Origin of the sequence: Pseudomonas sp. MB-090624 (assembly GCF_003205245.1) — a bacterium.
GTDB classification, from domain to species: domain Bacteria; phylum Pseudomonadota; class Gammaproteobacteria; order Pseudomonadales; family Pseudomonadaceae; genus Aquipseudomonas; species Aquipseudomonas juntendi.
Genome location: NZ_QJRK01000107.1, coordinates 1 through 1292 on the forward strand (window position 1 = coordinate 1; position 1292 = coordinate 1292).

Genomic DNA, 1292 nt, shown 5'->3' on the forward strand with positions numbered 1-1292 from the left:
GAAACAAACGTAGATACTCTGTTGGCGGTCAAGCTTTTCTGAGGTGTTCAGAGCTGAAAAGCTTGGCCGTATCAAATGGCTCATCTCCGCTCATGCACGCCCAGATGCCTGTCAGGTACTTGCGCATGACAGCGGCGATCGCTTGCATTTTTTTCTTGCCCCTGCTGATCAGCGACTCATAAAAAGCCTTCGCATAAGGATCGCAGCGCACCGCCGTCAGCGCAGGCATGTACATGGCTGCCCGTAAATAGGCATTCCCGCTTTTGCCGAGCCGACCAGGTTTATCAATGCTTGTTCCAGACTGTGTCTGTCGAACATCAAGGCCAGCATGACGAGCGACCTGAGAGGACTTGAGCGTTTCGGGCAACGTGGTCAGCTCAGCCAGGGCGGCCAGCGCCGAGACCTCTCCAATCCCAGGGCCTGCGAGGAGTTGCTCGTACTGTCGAGTTAGCCTTGGACACTGGGCGATTAACTCGCGCCCTGCCTTACGAAAGCGCTCGATTCGATTACTTAGTGAAGCAATCTCTTCTTCTTGATCCTCGATCAACATTGAGGCAGTCGTGGCGGTCGCCTGCAATGCATGCAGCTCATTCTTCGCCCTGATACGGTGTCCCACCAAACGATTGATGTGCCGGCCAAGGCCTCTGAGTTCAAGCTGTACAGTGCTTGGAGGTGTCCACAAACGCGGGGTCATACGCTCCCCGTACTCGGACAGCAGCTGAGCATCTATTGCGTCAGTCTTGCTGTTCACCAGCATCAGTTTGGCGAAGTTGTGGAAGCTCTTGGGGTTGATCACGGAAACAGGTAGGTCGGCAGCGTGCAGCTCAATGGCCAAGTCCAGGTAATAGATCCCGGTCGCCTCCATCACGATCGACGTAGGCTTGAGCGCCTGCAGCTTTTTCACCGCAGCCTTGCGACCGGCAGGGGTTTGAGCGATATCCCACTGACCGGCAGTGCGCCCATCTTTACGCACCCCAACGACCGAAGTCCGTGAGCCGATATCGAGGCCAACCCAGACACTCATTCTTCCCTCTCCCAAGCGAATTAGGTAACAATGGCCTCCGGTTCCCCGACCTCGAACTTCATGCCGCTGCAACCTTGTAATGCGAAGTCCGACTTGTCGGCTTCTCGATACTCTTCGTGGTGGGCAATGAGGCGGGGGGCCTCTCTACGTACAAGGTCAGGGGCAAACCCTGCCTTCAGGAGCGATCGGCCTCCCCGGAAGTGCTTCTTCAGCCTGACGAGAATAACTTCTCCCGCCAGGCCAGTCACAACATACAAGGAGCGAGCGC

At 56.3% G+C, this 1292-nt stretch carries 1 protein-coding gene and 1 pseudogene; both read right to left on the bottom strand.

The window, feature by feature from the left end; all coding sequences use genetic code 11:
* Positions 1–28 precede the first annotated feature (28 nt).
* Entirely contained in the window at positions 29–1024 is a 996-nt protein-coding gene (locus tag DMX12_RS28795; protein WP_029887815.1) for an IS110 family transposase, read from the bottom strand.
* A 20-nt stretch (positions 1025–1044) separates the two neighbouring features.
* Positions 1045–1292, bottom strand: a pseudogene (locus DMX12_RS29655) (hypothetical protein); the annotation flags it as partial.